Source organism: Kitasatospora sp. NBC_01250, from assembly GCF_036226465.1.
Lineage (GTDB): Bacteria > Actinomycetota > Actinomycetes > Streptomycetales > Streptomycetaceae > Kitasatospora.
Window position 1 is genome coordinate 378,397 of record NZ_CP108476.1, and the last position, 14,233, is coordinate 392,629.

Consider the following 14,233-nt stretch of genomic DNA (forward strand, 5'->3'; position numbering starts at 1 on the left):
CGTCCCCGGTGGACGGCGGACACCGCCCACACCCGCCATCGTGTGCCGCACCGCCAGGCCCTCGCACGTCCGGCGGCGCAATCGGCAGGCACCCGGCTTTCGCTGCGCCGACCAGGCCGGAACCGGCTGCGGCCGGACGAGCCGAATCGGACCACCGGCGACGGCGGCCCGATCGGGAGAGAGCCCGTCGGGGATCGGAAGGCGGGTTCGGCCGCGCCCGCGCGGGACCACCAGCAGCCCGGGCCGCCCCGCCACCCGACGGACCGCGTCCAGGCCGGGCGGCTACCCCCAGTACCCCGTGTGCACCGCTGCGGCCTCCTCGAAGAGGTGCGGCCCGGAGACCTCCACGCTGTTCCCGCCGGCTGCGAAGACCTGGCGGCACGGCAGGTCGAGCACCGGCTCGTCCGGGTCCACTCCCGCGATGGCGTTCAGCTCGGTCGCGGCGAGCGCGTACACGACCCGCCGGATGCCGCTCCAGTAGATCGCGCCGGCACACATCGCGCACGGCTCGGTGCTCGTGTACAGGGTGGCCTCGGTGAGCTGGGCCGGGGCCAGGGCGCGGGAGGCCTGCCGGACCAGGTTGGTCTCCGCGTGGGCGGTGACGTCGTGGTCGGTCAGCACGGTGTTCTCGGCCGTGAGCAGGACGCCCCCGCCGGAGTCGGCGAGCAGGGCGCCGAAGGGATGGTTGCCGTGCGCTCGCGCGGAGGCTGCCAGCTCGATGGCCGTGAGCAGGTGGGCGTGGGGGTGATCGGCCATGACGTGTCTCCTCGGGGCGGTGCGGCCAAGGCCTGCTGACATCACCTGGGCCGGCACATCAGCCTACTGGTGGTTCGCGGAGGCTTCGGGGTGTCCCCGGATCCCGGCGCGGCACCCGCGCACGGTGGTGCAACCGCAGCACGACGGCCCGCCGGGCGGGCCGAACGCAGTCACCGGGAGTGACTGTCCGGGGCCGAGAATGCGAATGGCAGAAATCCGAGGAACGAGACAACGAGAAGAACCTGGCAGGAAAATCCGGGCATGGTGCTAAACATGACAACATGGTCGAACATACCGACCGATCGCGGGTCGTATTCAGAAAGCCACCGACAGCGAGAAACCGACGCAGCGTAGCCACTCAGGTATTCGCGCTGGAACTCGTGGTCGTGGTCCTCCTCGTGCTCGGGGCGATCCTGGCGCAGGTCCTGCAGTCGCGGCGGAGCAGCGATACCGAGGCGAAGAACAGGTCGGTCGCGGTCGCGGAGACCTTCGCGCATTCTCCCGGCCTGCTCGCCGCACTCAAGTCGCCCGATCCCTCGGCGATTCTCCAGCCGATCACCGAGGCCACCCGCAAAGTCGCCGGCGTCGACTTCATCGTCGTCATGAACGACCAGGGAATCCGCTACACGCACCCGATGCCGAGCGAGATCGGCCACCGGTTCGTCGGCACCATCGGCCCCTCCCTGCACGGGCAGATCTACACCGAGAGCGTGCACGGCCCGCTGGGCCACGAAGTCCAGGCGACCGTCCCGGTGACCGCCCCGGACGGATCGATACCCGCCCTGGTGTCGGCCGGGCTCAAGGTCAACAACGTCACCGCCGCCGACAACCGGCAGCTGCCACTGATCCTCGGCACCGGCGCCGTCGCCGTCGTGATCGCCACCACCGGCACCGCGCTGATCGCCCGCAGGCTCAAGCGCCAGACCCACGGCATGGACCCGGGCGAGCTGGCCCGGATGTACGAGCACCACAACGCCGTCCTGCACGCGGTCCGCGAGGGCGTGGTCATCGTCGGACAGGACGGGCAACTGCTGCTGGCCAACGACGAGGCGCGCGAGCTGCTGGGTCTGCCCGCCCGGGCCGAGGGCCGGCACCTGGGCGACATCGAGGGCCTCACCCCCGAGACCACCGACCTGCTGCTGTCGGGCCGGACGGTCACCGACGAACTGCTCCACGTCGGCAGCCGGCTCGTCGCGGTCAACCAGCGGCCGACCGCCCCGCACAGCCGCGCCATGGGCACGGTCGCCACTCTTCGCGACTCCACCGAGCTGCTCGCGCTCTCCGGCAAGGCCGAGGTGGCCGGCCAGCGCCTCGCCCTGCTGTACGAGGCGGGTGTCGGCATCGGGACCACGCTCGACGTCGAGCGCACCGCCGAGGAGCTGGCCCGGGTCGCGGTGCCCGGCTTCGCGGACTTCGTCACCGTCGACCTCGCCGACCCGGTGCTGCAGGGCGAGGAGCCCACCGGCGGCGCCGTCAACCTGCGCCGCACCGCTGTCCACGGCATCCGCGACGACCACCCGTTCTACCCCTGCGGCCGACTGACCGCCTTCATCCCGTCCACCCCGATGGCCCGCGGCTTCGACAGCGGCCGCTCGCAGGTCGTCCCCGATCTGCGGGTCGCGCCCGGCTGGCAGGCCCAGGACCCCGAGTGGACCGGGCACATCCTCGACTACGGCGTCCACACGCTGGTCACCATCCCGCTGAAGGCCCGCGGCATCATCCTGGGCGTCGTCAACTTCTGGCGGTCGCAGAAGCCCGAGCCGTTCGACGAGGACGACCGCTCGCTGGCCGAGGAGCTGGTCGCGCGGGCCGCCGTCAGCATCGACAACGCCCGCCGCTACACCCGCGAGCACGCCATGGCCGTGACCCTGCAGCGCAGCCTGCTGCCGCGCGCCCTGCCCGACCAGAGCGCGCTGGAGGTCGCCCACCGCTACCTGCCGGCGCAGTCCGGCGTCAGCGGCGACTGGTTCGACGTGATCCCGCTGCCCGGCAGCCGGGTCGCCCTGGTGGTGGGCGACGTGGTCGGCCACGGGCTGCACGCCGCCGCCACCATGGGCCGGCTGCGCACCGCCGTCCACAACTTCTCCGCGCTCGACGTGCCGCCCGACGAGGTGCTCGGCCACCTCGACGAGCTGGTCAACCGGATCGACCAGGAGGAGAGCGACAGCGGTACCGGCATCGGCGTCACCGGCGCCACCTGCCTGTACGCGATCTACGACCCGACCTCCCGGCTCTGCACCATCGCGACCGCCGGCCACCCGCCGCCCGCGCTGGTCGATCCCGACGGCAGGGTCGTCTTCCCGGACCTGCCGACCGGCCCGCCGCTCGGCGCGGGCGGGATGCCGTACGAGACGACCCAGGTGCAGCTGGCCGAGGGCACCCAGATCGTGCTCTACACCGACGGCCTGATCGAGGAGCGCACCCGGGACTTCGACGTCGGCATGGACCTGCTCCGCGCGGCGCTGTCGCAGCGCGGCCGGGAGCCGGAGGAGCACTGCCGGGCAGTGCTGGAGGCGTTGCTGCCGGAGCGCCCGCAGGACGACGTGGCACTGCTGATCGCCAGGACCAGGGTGCTCGGCCCCGACCGGGTCGCCGAGCGCGACGTGCCGGGCGACCCGGCCGCCGTCGCCGACATCCGGGCGTGGAGCGCGGCGACGCTGGACGCATGGGGCCTGGGCGAGCTGTCGTTCGCCACCGAGCTCGCCCTGAGCGAACTGGTCACCAACGCCATCCGCTACGGCTCGGCCCCGGTGCGGGTCAGGCTGCTGCGCGACCGCAGCCTGATCCTGGAGGTCTCCGACGGCAGCAACACCTCGCCGCACCTGACCTACGCGGCGAGCACCGACGAGGGCGGCCGCGGGCTGTTCCTGGTGGCCCAGCTCACCGAGCACTGGGGCACCCGCTACACGCCGCACGGCAAGGTCATCTGGGCCGAGCAGGCCTTCCCCGCCTCCGCCCGCACCCTGACCCCGCAACGTCACGAGGCCCCGCACGCCGTCCCGCTGCCCTCGCCGTGAGGCGGGCGTGTCCACCTGTAGCCCTCGGCGCTGCCGATCGCGCGGCAGCAGTGGAGCGACGCGGCCGGTTCCCGGTGCTCCCGGGGCCGGCCTGGATACCCGCGCGGTCGGCCCCCGGTCCAGCGCGACCACTGCCAGCAGCAGGCCGGCGCCTTCCGTCAGCGGACGACCCGTTCCAGCGGCACCGGCTGATCGCGCCGTGCACGGACGTCGCCTCCGGCGGGGTGGTACCGGGCGCGCGGTGCGCCCGGCGGGTGGTGGTCAGCTGGTGACGTTGACGGCGTTCCAGGCGGCGGCGACGGTGGCGACCGTGTCGCTGCCCGGGCCGAAGAGATCGGCGGCCGCCTGGAGGGTGGCTGCACGAGCGGCGGAGTAGTCGGTGGTGGTGGTCATCCTTCTTGTCGGCGTCGGCGGGCTGCAGGCTCTCGCGCGGGTCCAGGTTCAGTGACGTGGCCAGGGTGGCGCCGTCCTCGACCTCGACCTCGATCATCCGTCGGTCCTTCGCTGGAGACTCCGGGGAGGCCCGGTCGGGTCCCGGCCGGTGAGATGGGCGCGGGCGTGGGCGCGGAAGGCCGCCACCAGGGGGTTGCGGTCGCGGGCCCGGGTGGCGAGCACGACGCGGCTGGGCTCGACGCCCTCCAGTGGGATGGCGGTGAGGTCCGGGCGCACGGGGCCGGCGGCGACGGTGATGAACACGGCCTGCCCGGTGGCGGCGAGTTCGATCAGGTCCTCGGTGGTTTCGGCGAGGGGGCCGTCCGGGGCCGGGCGTCCGTCGGGTCTGGGGTCGATGCGCCAGAAGGCGCTCACCATCGGGTCGCAACCGCGCACCTTGGGCAGGGGTTCGTCGGCGATGTCGTCCAGGGTGACCGATTCCCGGCCGGCCAGCCGGTGCTCCAACGGCACCAGCAGGACGCGGGGTTCGTCGTAGAGGGGGGTCACCTCCAGGCCGTCGGTCGCGAACGGCAGCCGGGTGACCAAGGCGTCCACGCGGTGGTCCAGCAGCGCCCGGGGCCGGTCGGGCACGGCCAGGTGCCGGGTCGCCACCTCGGCGCCGGGGTGCTGCCGGCGCAGGGCGCGCACGGCCGCGGTGATGATGAAGCCCGGCGTGTAGCCGACGGTGATGCGGTCCGGCTGTGCGGCGGCGCGGGTGTGTGCCGCGGCCTGGTCGGCGCGGTGCAGCAGCGCGGTGGCGAGAGGCAGGAAGACCTCGCCCGCCTGGGTGAGGTGGTTGCCGTGCGGCGTGCGCTCGAACAGGCGGGTGCCGAGCTGCTGTTCAAGGCGGCGGATCTGCCGGCTCAAGGACGGCTGGGTGGTGTGCAGCGCCTCGGCGGCGCGGCGGAAATGCCGGTACTCGGCCACGACGGTGAAATACCACACCAGGCGCAGGTCGAAGAGCACCTGAGGCGACGGGAATTCGGACATTATTTCGGACGGGTCCCTTGCTGGCGCTCTGACAGTGCCTCAAATACCCCTGTGAGCAGGGCGATACACGCAGCGTATTGGCCCATACGGAATGGTCAATAGACATGAGATGCTCCGTGGTCGCACAGTAGGACCGTCGGCGGGGCGGCACCCGGGCCCGTCGGCAGGCCGATCCTCGCGCGACCGGCGGCCGGCGCTCGTCCGGCCGCCCATGTCCGAGGCAACGGCATCGCGTTCGTGCTGGACCAGAGGGAGACTTCCGTGGCACACCTGAAGAACAAGATCGTGGCCGCTCTCGCCGCCGGCTTGGCGACCGTCGGGCTGGCCATCACCCCCACCGGATTCGCGTCGGCGGAAACCGCCAAACCGGCAATCAGCACCGTCCCCTGCAACAGCAACGACTACCTGCAGGTCTGGTTCCATCAGGAGTACGAAAACCCGCGCGCCGAGGAGATCTGCTTCGCCAACGCCGGGACGTACACGTTCCAGTTCCCGCAGTGCAGCGGCGGCCCCTGCTGGCTCGACGCATTCTCGACGGGCAACAACGTCGTGCAGTACGAGTCGGACAACAGGTGGCAACCCGACAACCCGGTCGGGAAGTACACCTACTTCGGCTTCCCGAACCATCCCGGTGGGGTGGACCTCGACGCCATGAAGATCTTCTGATCCGGTCTGCCGCCCGACCGGTCGGCGGGGGTACGGCTGTCCGGCTGTCCGGCGCTCGTCCGGCCAGCCGTACCCCCGCCAACTCCGACATCGCATTCGTACTCGACTGTAGGGAGACCCCCGTGGCGCACCTGAAGAACAAGACCGTGGCCGCTCTCGTCGCCGTCCTGGCCACGGCCGGGCTGGCCATCACCCCCACCGGAATCGCGTCGGCGGAAACCGCCAAACCGGCTATCGACGCCGTCCTCTGCAACAGCAACGACTACCTGCAGGTCTGGTTCCATCAGGAGAACCAGAGCCCGCGCGCCGAGGAGATCTGCTTCGCCAACGCCGGGACCTACTCGTTCCCGGACAATCAGCAGTGCACCGGCGGCCCCTGCTGGCTCGACGCATTCTCGACGGGCAACAACGTCGTGCAGTACGAGTCGGACAACAGGTGGCAACCCGACAACCCGGTCGGGAAGTACACCTACTTCACCTTCCCGAACCACCCCGGCGGGGTGGAACTCGACGCTATGAAGATCTTCTGATCGGTCTGCCGCCTGACCGATTGGCGGAGGTACGGCTGGAGGCCACCCTGCGGGGGCGGCCCCCAGCCGTACTCCACTTCACGGCCCGGACCCCGCCATTGATCGCCCGCTGTGACGGCGAACCTTCTCGTCTAGGCTGTGATCATGTCCAGCTCTGTTCCACTCACCCCCGGTGACGCGCTCGAAATGCTGCTCAGCGGCAACCAGCGATTCGTGTCGGGCGCACCGGAGCATCCGAACCAGGATGCCGCGCGCCGCGCCGCGCTCGCCCCCGTGCAGAACCCCTTCGCGGTCCTCTTCGGGTGCTCGGACTCCCGCCTGGCCGCCGAGATCATCTTCGACCGCGGGCTCGGTGACCTGTTCGTCGTGCGGACCGCCGGTCATGTCATCGGCTCGGAGGTCCTGGGCAGCATCGAGTACGGCGTGAGCGTGCTGGACTGCCGGCTGGTCGTGGTGCTCGGCCACGACTCCTGCGGCGCCGTGGCAGCGGCCAGCGCCGCGCTGGAGAACGGGCTGCCGCCGGCGGGGTACGTGCGCGACGTCGTGGAGCGGGTCACTCCGAGCGTCCTCGCTGCGCGCGCGGCCGGGCTGGAGGCGCCCGAGGAGCTCATCGAGGCGCACATACAGCACACCGTGGACCTGATGCTGGACCGGTCCCGGGTGCTCGCCGAGCAGGTCGCCGCTGGGCGTACCGCGGTCGTCGGCCTCTGCTACCGGCTCTCCGACGGCACGGCGCGGATCGTCGCCGCCCGGGGGATGGACGTGGCGCTCGCGCCCGGACCGTGAGGCCGACGAGGTACGGGCCTGCCGGGCGGATTTCGGGCGCACCGAGGCGTGGGACCCGGGTGGGCGTGCGCCCGGCAGGATCCGCCGGGCAGGCCCTGGCGCCGAGCGGGCCGAGAGCCTGCCCGAGGCGCTGGCCGATCGCCACCGTGAGGCTGGCCGCCGCCACAGGTGATCGCGTACGGTGCCGTCATGACGCTACTCGCCGGTAGGCGCTGCTACCAAGCGCTCAACTCCCTGCACTCGATGGTCTATTTCGCGCCCGAGGCCGAGGAGCAGTTCCATGCCCTCGGTCTCTCGCGAGGCTCCATGAGCTACTTCGCGGGCCGCTCGGCGGCCATGGGCGCGGTGGGCGCCGGCGCGGTGGCCGCCACGTTCTACAACTTCAACCCGGCGCTGGTCGCCCGCCACCTGCCGCGCGCGTGGGAGATCGCCTCGCCCCAGGCGGTGCTGGCCGCCCGGCTGCGGGCGGTCGAGGCCGCGCAGCTGCGCACGCTCGGGGCGGAGACCGTGGCCGGTGCCGAGGTCCGCGAGGCGGCCGAGCTGGCGCTGCGCGCCGTCGAGGCCTGCTCCCCCGCCGGCCGGCCGCTCTTCGCGGCGCACGCCGACCTGCCGGTGCCGCAGGAGCCGCACCTCGCGCTCTGGCACGCCGCCACCCTGCTGCGCGAGCACCGCGGCGACGGGCACATCGCCGCGCTGCTCGACGCCGAACTCGACGGCCTCGAAGCGCTGGTGACCCACACCACCACGGGCAAGGGCTTCGTCCCCGCCATGGCCAAGCACACCCGCGGCTGGAGCGACGACGAGTGGAGCGCAGCGCAGGAGCGGCTGCGCGAGCGCGGTCTGCTGGACGCGGACGACGCCCTCACCGCGGCGGGCCGCCAGCTGCGCCAGGACATCGAGGACCGCACCGACCGCCTGGCCGGCGCCCCCTACCGCCAGCTGGGCGAGGAGGCGCTCGGCCGGCTCAGCGAGATCGCCGCGCGGTTGAGCGCGACTTCCGCGGCGAACGGCGCCTTTCCCCAGGAGATCTTCGCCGCAAGCAGCGCCGGCACCGCAAGCACCCCAGGCACCGCCGGGACCGGCACCGCCCGCTGACCTCAGTGCGCCCTGCCGTCGGCGGGCGCCGGCTCGGCCAGGGCAGCGGTGGCCTTCGGTGCGTGCAGCGGGCTGAAGTGGGGGTTGATCGCCAGGGCCCGGCCGAGGTCGGTGCGGGCCTCGGCGGAGGCCCCGAGCGCCTTCTCGATCACGCCGCGGTGGTAGTGGAAGAGGGCGTTGCGGGTGCCCAGGGTCAGGGCCTGGTCGGCCTCGGCGAGTGCCTCGCGGTCGCGACCGCAGGCGTGCAGGGCCCAGGCCAGGGCGTCGTGGGTCTCCAGGAAGGGGCGGGAGAGCAGCGCTTGGCGGGCGAGGGTGAGGGCCTGTTCGGGGTTCCCGTGGTCGGCTTCGAACAGCGCGGCGTCCGAATCCAGGGTGACCCCGTTGTCGGTGAGGAGCTTCTCCTCGGCACGGAAGACCCGGTACTGCTCCTCGGCCTCCTGACTGCGGCCCAGGGACTGGTAGAGCTCGCCGAGTTGGAGCACGTAGTCGGGCTGCGGGACGCGCTGGACGGCCTGGCGGTAGTCGTTGACGGCCGCCTCGGTGTCGCCGAGGGCCGCCTCCGCCCTCGCCTTGGCCTGGAGCAGGGCGGCCTGGCCGGGCGCCGTCGTCAGGCCTGCCCTGGCCTGGGCGAGGGCGGCGGCCGGGTCACCGCTGTTGGATTCGATTTCGCCCAGGTAGTAGCGGGCGAAGGCCTGGTCGGCCGGGGCACCGGCGTCCTGCAGTGCGCGCCGCATGTCCTCGCGCGCGGTGGCGGTGTCGCCACGCAGTTCGGCGACGTACGAGGCCCGCGAGAGCGAGGGGGTGCCGGGGCGCAGGTCCACCATGTGCTGGACGGCCTGTGCGGCTTCGGGGTACTGGCCGAGCTGGGTGTACGCGTCGGCGAGGGTTCCGTACAGCGTGGCGTTGTACGGGTTGACGTCGATCGCCTTGCGGGACCAGTCGAGAGCCTCGCGGAAGTGGTGGCGGCCGGCCTCGAGGGCGGCCATGCCGCCCATCGCGGTGAAGTTGTCCTCGCCCTGGACCGTCAGCGAGCGGTGCAGCGCGTCCTCGGCCTTGGGGTAGTAGGCGGGATCGGCGGTGGCCTTCGCCTGCTGGACGTAGTCCATGCCGAGGGTGGCCAGTGCCTGGGCGTCGTCCGGGGCGGCGCGCAGGCGCTCCTGCATGGCCCCGATCTCACCGGTGAGCGTGTCACCGGACCTGCTGCCCGCCCGACCGGTGCCCGCGTCCACGGGGGCTCCGGAGGTGTCGGCGGGTGCGAGGCCGAGCCCGCCCGCGAGGAAGAGGCCCGCCCCCAGGACGGTGCTTGCGGCGGCGGCCAGCGTGGCGCGCCGCCACCTCGAGCGCGGTGCGGGGCGAGGGGTCACGGGTGCTCCGGAGTTCAGGGTGCCGACGCGGGGCGGCCTCGACGGTGTCAGGCCTTGTCGCTGAGGGTCGCGTAGACGACGAGGTTGTCGGTGTAGTCGTGGTGGGTGCGGTCGTAGTCGCCGCCGCAGGTGATCAGGTGCAGCTGCGGGGGTCCGGTGGTCGGGTAGACCTGGTCGTCGGGGAAGTCGTCCTTGGCGTACTGGCGCAGCGCTTTGACGGTGAAGCCGAGCCTGCTGCGGTCGGCGCGCTCGACCGTGATGGAGTCGCCCGGGTGCAGGGCCGAGAGGTTGGAGAAGACGGCGGGCCCGGTGCGGGAGTCGACGTGCCCGACCAGGACGGTGGCGCCCTGGTCGCCGGGGCGGGGCCCTTCGCTCCACCAGCCGACCTGGTCGGGATCGTCCGGCGCGGCGAGGTGGCCGTCCTGCTGCACGTGCAGGTCGGCCAGTGAGCTGTCCACGCCGATCACGGGTATTCGCAGCCGCACCGGCGGGGCCGCGGACGTTGCGGCAGCGGCAGCTGGGGCGGATGCGTCCGGTGACACCGGCAGTGCCCCGACGTCCGTGCGGGCCGCGCTGCGCACGGCCCCGGGCGGCGCGGCCAGGAAGTAGGCGGTGGCGCCGGATCCGGCCAGGGCCACCCCGACGGCCGTGATCAGGGCCGCGGCCGGGCGGGCGAGCCGCGCCGTGCGCATCCGGCGGCGCAGCCGCCCGCCCACGCTGGTGCGGGGCGGGCGGCCCAATGGGGAGGCGGTGCTCACGCCTGGTTCGCGCGCCGGCGGCGCAGGGCGATGAATCCGGCGCCGGCCAGCAGCACGCCACCGCCGAACGCGGTCGCCGGAATGACCGGGAAGCCGCTGTTCGTCAATGCGCCGCCGAGGCCCGCGTGCACGCCGCCGTCGGGCTTGGCGGTGTCGGCCTGGTCGACCGCGGCGGTGTTGGGCAGCGCGACGTAGGGGAACGTGGTGCCGGGCTGGCGGTAGGGGGTGTGGACACCGTCCCCGTTGGCCAGGGCAGGCACGATCTTGCCGGTCTGCGCGGCACCTTCCAGGGCCTGCAGCTCGATGTTGACGACGTCGTCGGTCAGCCGGCGGCCGTTGGGGAAGCCGGCCAGGTCCTGGCCGAGGACACCGAAGGTGTTCGGCTTGGCGCTCGGCGGGACCGCCATGTTCAGGCGCAGCTCCTCGGCCGGGGTGAACTTGTCCTTGCTCACGTCGGCGTTGAGCAGCTGGGAGTTGAGGTCGGCCTGGATCGGGCCGCCGGAGTTCTTCGAGATGCCGGTGAGGAAGATCTCGGTCAGGTCGTTGCGCGGCGTCGCGGGGGCGGGGATGCCGTAGATGCTCTGGATGAGCTTGGGGACGATCGGGTCCTTGACCTTGTCGACGACCGGGGTGACGGTGTGGTCGTTCTCCGGGGCCAGGGCGTTGAACGCGTCCTTGTACTTCAGCGGCACCACGACCTCGTTGACCAGCGGGTTGCCGAGGCGGGAGACCTGGTGCCAGCCGCCGTCCCCGGCGTTCGTCCCCTCGCCGCCCTTGCTCTCGCCACCCTTGTCGGCGGTGACGACGGCGCCCTTGCGGTCGGTGGTGGCCCACACGCCGATGACCGGGTTGCGGGTCGCATCGCCCTTGAGTGCCAGGTCCTTCTTCGGCACCTGGAGCGCGATGGTGTTGACGTTGTAGCCGGCGAGCGTGTTGTGGCCGGTCTCGGACAGGTTGCCGCCGTAGAGCAGGTCGAAGACCCGCAGGTCCAGGAAGAACGGGTCGGCGGCCTGCCCGGCGAAGCTCTGCCCGCCGCCCGGCAGCGACACCATCGCCTGCTGGCGCAGCGAGGCGTAGTCGGGCATCGAGGCCTTGCCGACGTTGGACGGCGCCGCCGGCGCGTCCTTGACCAGGGTCTTGGTGGTCCCGTCCGGGCCGGTCACCGTCAGCGTGTAGGTCTGGCGGAAGTTCAGGTTGGGGTCGTCCAGCGCCTTGACCACACCGGTGTTGTAGAGGAACTGGTTGGCGTCGTCGCGGATGTGGTCGCTGAACGTCCACGTGTAGGTGGTGTCGGGCTTGCCGGTGCCCTGACTGTCGATCTTGATGTTGTACCGGGCGTCGTTGGCGAAGGGGTAGAAGTTCGGCCCGCCGTTGGGTTCCTCGAACGGGATCCAGTTCGCCACCAGGGTGACCGTGTCCGGCTTGTCCGGGCTGGTGAAGGCGTAGACGTCGGTGTTGTCCGCCTTGGGGTCGCCGGAGATCAGCGGTGCCTCGCGGTGGCTGGAGGCGGAGCTGACGCCGGGCGCCAGCCCGGCCATCGAGGCGGCGGCCGCCAGTGCGAGGACGCCGAGGGAGGCGATCGAGCGTTCGGCGGGGCCTGCGGATCCACCGCTGCGGCGGAGCAAACGAGGGTGCTGCATGAGCCATCCGTTTCCGATGGGGGGAACACCGCCGACAGCCCTGCCGGCGGTGGAATCGGGGAGAGCGGTGAACGCTCCCGGCCCAGACGGACAGCGCCGTCTCCGCGTCGCTGCGCGTCCACGGGATTCAGCGGGCACCTCTGCCAGACACCTGAGCTGCTCCCCAGTCAGCACCAACCGGCACAGCGCTGCCACCGCACTGAGCCGATCGGCGCCGGCCGCTCACTCCGCCGGCCGCGCAAGGCGCCGTCCTGGAAGGGGCCGCCGCCTGCCCGCGCGGGCCCGGCCCGCCGCACGAGTGAGCCGGGTACGCCAAGCAGGTGAGCAGGCCCGTCGCGCCGCGTCCAATGCGTCCGCGCGGCAACCGGCGCGGTCATCGTGCCAGGTAGACCATCAGCCCGCCGGACGGGTCCCGGCAGCCTTCCCCGGGCGCGCGGCTGCCCTGCCCATCCGGAGTCCCCATGACCTACCGTCATCACCTGTGGCGAGCAGCCGCGGCGGCCGGCGGCGCGGCGGCCCTGCTCGCCCTCGCCCCCAGCGCCGTCGCCCACCCGCTGGGCAACTTCTCGGTCAACCACTACACGGGACTGACCCTGCACCCCGACCGCGTCGAGGTCCTGGCCGTGACCGACAGCGCCGAGATCCCCACCCTGCAGGAAGCCCCCGAAGTCCACCCCGGCGCCGGGACGGCCAGCGACGCCGAACGAGCCGCCTGGGCACGGGCACGGTGCGCCCAGAGCGCCGACCGCCTCCGGATCACCACCCCCGCGCCACTGCACCTGACCGTGCGTTCCGCCACCTTCGACTACCAGAACGGGCAGGCGGGGCTTCGCACCAGCCGCCTCGAATGCCGACTGGAGGCCCCCGCCGACCTGACCGCGGCCCCGCTGACCCTGCGGGTGGACACCGGCGTCGACCGCGGCCGGGTCGGCTGGAACGAGATCACCGCCCGTGGCGAGCAGGTCCGCCTCACCCACAGCACGGTGCCCGACACCTCGCCCTCCCGAGAGCTGCGGGACTACCCCCGCGACCTGCTCGACTCCCCCCGTGGCGACACCAGCGCCGAGCTCACCGCGCAAGCAGGCGGCGGCGCCTCCGCCCCGCTCGGGATGCTGCCCGCACTCGGCAGCGCGGACGGGCCCACCGCCCGCGTGGAGCAGATCGCCAAGCACCTGAGCGCTCTCACCGCGGCCCGGCACCTGACCGTGCCGCTCGGTCTGCTGGCCGTCCTGCTCTCCATCGCCCTGGGCGCGGGCCACGCGCTGCTGCCCGGTCACGGCAAGACCGTGATGGCCGCCTACCTCGCCGGGCGCCGGGGCCGGCCCCGTGACGCGCTGACCGTGGGCGCGACCGTGACGCTCACGCACACGGCCGGCGTCCTGGTCATCGGCATGCTCCTGACGGTGTTCACCGGCCTGGCCGGCGACACACTGCTCGGCTGGCTCGGCGTGGCCAGCGGCACCCTGGTCGCCCTGGTCGGCGCCGGCCTGCTGATCGACGCGGTCCGGCAGGCCCGTCGGTCACGCACGCCCCGAGCGGGCGCTCCGACGGGCGAACACCCCCACCAGTTGCTCGCTGCCGTGGCGGCACCCGCCGCCGGCCACGCCGGGGACCACGCTGCGGACCAGCACGAGACCACGGCAGGCCGGCGCGAGCACCAGCACGCCGACACGCTGACCCACGACCACGACCACGCCGATGATCACGACCGCGAAGGGGTTCCGCACCAGCACGAACACCGGACCGACCTCCACCTCCACCTCTACCCCCACGACCGGCCCCACCGCCACGGCCTGTTCGGTCACCGCCACACCCTCCACCACGACCACAGCGCCGTCGAAGCAGGTCAGCCGTTCACCACTCGGGGGCTGATCGGCCTCGGCATCGCCGGCGGCCTCGTCCCCAGCCCCTCGGCACTGGTCGTCCTGCTGGGCGCCATCGCGCTCGGCCGCACCGTCTTCGGCGCGACCCTGGTCCTCGCCTACGGCTTGGGCATGGCGGCCACCCTCACCGCCGTCGGCCTTGCCCTCGTCCGCTTCGGCGACCGGCTCTCCGCCATGACCAACCCGCGCCTGCTCGCCACCGTCCGCCGCATCGCCCCGCACGCGGCCGCCCTCACCGCAGCACTGGTCGTCCTGGTGGGACTGGGCCTGACGCTGCGCAGCCTCTACCCCCTCATCTGAACCGCCCTCCCGAACA

General features: G+C 72.7%; 12 protein-coding genes. 6 read left to right on the forward strand and 6 right to left on the reverse strand.

All coding sequences use genetic code 11. The annotated features are described in order from the left end of the window. Positions 1–282: 282 nt before the first annotated feature. A complete protein-coding gene (locus tag OG500_RS01875) occupies positions 283–756 on the reverse strand; it encodes a nucleoside deaminase (RefSeq protein ID WP_327064579.1) in 474 nt (157 codons plus the stop codon). Positions 757–1,037: 281 nt separating this feature from the next. Between OG500_RS01875 and OG500_RS01880 the strand changes: the two genes are divergently transcribed. Beyond that, positions 1,038–3,773: a SpoIIE family protein phosphatase gene (locus OG500_RS01880; protein ID WP_327064580.1), complete on the forward strand. Its 2,736-nt coding sequence runs from the start codon at positions 1,038–1,040 to the stop codon at positions 3,771–3,773. A 261-nt stretch (positions 3,774–4,034) separates the two neighbouring features. Here the strand turns inward: OG500_RS01880 and OG500_RS01885 are convergent, their stop codons facing one another. Together OG500_RS01885 and OG500_RS01890 are read right to left on the reverse strand one after the other, a co-directional pair. Further along, a complete protein-coding gene (locus tag OG500_RS01885) occupies positions 4,035–4,166 on the reverse strand; it encodes a M4 family metallopeptidase (RefSeq protein WP_442906991.1) in 132 nt (43 codons plus the stop codon). A 93-nt stretch (positions 4,167–4,259) separates the two neighbouring features. After that, complete coding sequence (locus OG500_RS01890; protein WP_329575727.1) at positions 4,260–5,195, reverse strand: LysR substrate-binding domain-containing protein; 936 nt, start codon at positions 5,193–5,195, stop codon at positions 4,260–4,262. A 261-nt stretch (positions 5,196–5,456) separates the two neighbouring features. Between OG500_RS01890 and OG500_RS01895 the strand changes: the two genes are divergently transcribed. From OG500_RS01895 to OG500_RS01910, 4 genes are all read left to right on the forward strand, one after another. Further along, the gene (locus OG500_RS01895) at positions 5,457–5,861 is read left to right on the forward strand and encodes a beta/gamma crystallin domain-containing protein (RefSeq protein WP_329575730.1); all 405 of its coding nucleotides are present in this window, start codon (positions 5,457–5,459) and stop codon (positions 5,859–5,861) included. A gap of 122 nt (positions 5,862–5,983) precedes the next feature. After that, on the forward strand, positions 5,984–6,391 hold the full coding sequence (locus OG500_RS01900; RefSeq protein ID WP_327064584.1) for a beta/gamma crystallin domain-containing protein: 408 nt from the start codon (positions 5,984–5,986) through the stop codon (positions 6,389–6,391). Between the two features lie 144 nt (positions 6,392–6,535). After that, complete coding sequence (locus tag OG500_RS01905) at positions 6,536–7,177, forward strand: carbonic anhydrase (protein WP_327064585.1); 642 nt, start codon at positions 6,536–6,538, stop codon at positions 7,175–7,177. A 189-nt stretch (positions 7,178–7,366) separates the two neighbouring features. Then, on the forward strand, positions 7,367–8,272 hold the full coding sequence (locus OG500_RS01910; RefSeq protein WP_327064586.1) for an SCO6745 family protein: 906 nt from the start codon (positions 7,367–7,369) through the stop codon (positions 8,270–8,272). A gap of 2 nt (positions 8,273–8,274) precedes the next feature. On the opposite strand, the gene OG500_RS01915 is transcribed toward OG500_RS01910, so the two are convergent. From OG500_RS01915 to OG500_RS01925, 3 genes are read right to left on the reverse strand one after another with little or no spacing between them, the layout of a single operon-like run. After that, positions 8,275–9,636 carry a tetratricopeptide repeat protein gene (locus OG500_RS01915; protein WP_327064587.1) on the reverse strand — a complete coding sequence of 454 codons (1,362 nt, stop codon included), beginning with the start codon at positions 9,634–9,636 and terminating at the stop codon, positions 8,275–8,277. 47 nt (positions 9,637–9,683) lie between these two features. Then, entirely contained in the window at positions 9,684–10,394 is a 711-nt protein-coding gene (locus tag OG500_RS01920; protein ID WP_327064588.1) for a class F sortase, read from the reverse strand. Further along, positions 10,391–12,034, reverse strand: a complete 1,644-nt coding sequence (locus tag OG500_RS01925) for a DUF4331 domain-containing protein (RefSeq protein ID WP_327064589.1) — start codon at positions 12,032–12,034, stop codon at positions 10,391–10,393. Before OG500_RS01925 ends, OG500_RS01920 begins: the two co-directional genes overlap by 4 nt. Before the next feature lie 461 nt (positions 12,035–12,495). Here OG500_RS01925 and OG500_RS01930 point away from each other — a divergent pair, with 461 nt between their 5' ends. After that, a complete protein-coding gene (locus OG500_RS01930; RefSeq protein ID WP_329575738.1) occupies positions 12,496–14,217 on the forward strand; it encodes a nickel/cobalt transporter in 1,722 nt (573 codons plus the stop codon). Positions 14,218–14,233 lie beyond the last annotated feature (16 nt).

Bases quoted from the DNA above. Each gene is read 5' to 3' on its own strand.
- OG500_RS01875 (WP_327064579.1), bottom strand. From the start codon at position 756: ATGGCCGATCACCCCCACGCCCACCTGCTCACGGCCATCGAGCTGGCA.
- OG500_RS01880 (WP_327064580.1), top strand. From the start codon at position 1,038: ATGGTCGAACATACCGACCGATCGCGGGTCGTATTCAGAAAGCCACCG.
- OG500_RS01885 (WP_442906991.1), bottom strand. From the start codon at position 4,166: ATGACCACCACCACCGACTACTCCGCCGCTCGTGCAGCCACCCTCCAG.
- OG500_RS01890 (WP_329575727.1), bottom strand. From the start codon at position 5,195: ATGTCCGAATTCCCGTCGCCTCAGGTGCTCTTCGACCTGCGCCTGGTG.
- OG500_RS01905 (WP_327064585.1), top strand. From the start codon at position 6,536: ATGTCCAGCTCTGTTCCACTCACCCCCGGTGACGCGCTCGAAATGCTG.
- OG500_RS01910 (WP_327064586.1), top strand. From the start codon at position 7,367: ATGACGCTACTCGCCGGTAGGCGCTGCTACCAAGCGCTCAACTCCCTG.
- OG500_RS01925 (WP_327064589.1), bottom strand. From the start codon at position 12,034: ATGCAGCACCCTCGTTTGCTCCGCCGCAGCGGTGGATCCGCAGGCCCC.
- OG500_RS01930 (WP_329575738.1), top strand. From the start codon at position 12,496: ATGACCTACCGTCATCACCTGTGGCGAGCAGCCGCGGCGGCCGGCGGC.